This is a genomic window from Phytoactinopolyspora endophytica, from assembly GCF_004138495.1.
Taxonomy (GTDB): domain Bacteria; phylum Actinomycetota; class Actinomycetes; order Jiangellales; family Jiangellaceae; genus Phytoactinopolyspora; species Phytoactinopolyspora endophytica.
In genome coordinates, this window is sequence record NZ_ML142865.1 from 6,015 (window position 1) to 6,408 (window position 394).

General features: G+C 70.6%; 1 protein-coding gene. It reads left to right on the plus strand.

All coding sequences use genetic code 11. The features are described from left to right. Nucleotides 1–385: DUF1775 domain-containing protein (locus tag ELR45_RS26110; protein WP_165368108.1), on the plus strand; the 385-nt coding region annotated here is incomplete at its 5' end. Nucleotides 386–394 lie beyond the last annotated feature (9 nt).

The following is a 394-nucleotide window of genomic DNA, read 5'->3' on the forward strand; positions in this document are numbered from 1 at the left end:
GGACGACCTGCGGGACACGTTTGAGCTGTCCGTCTCGCTGCCGGACGAACCAGGGGAGACGCTCGCCTTCCCGGTGGTGCAGACATGTGAGGAGGGCGAGACGGCCTGGGTGGAGCTCGCCGACGACGGCGAGGACCCGCACGAGCTGGAGAATCCGGCGCCGACCGTGACCATCGGCGAGGCCGAGAACGATGGCCACGGCGACGACGACGCGCCGGACGCCGCTGCGGGCCACGGCGACGGGAGCGATGACGGAGGGGCCGATGAGGACGGCTCCGATGTGACCCCGATGAACATCGCCGGCTTCGGAACCGGTGTGGCCGGGGTCATTCTCGGTGGTGCCGCGTTGCTGTACGCGCGCCGCCGCACACGGGTGGAACGCTGATCGGACAGG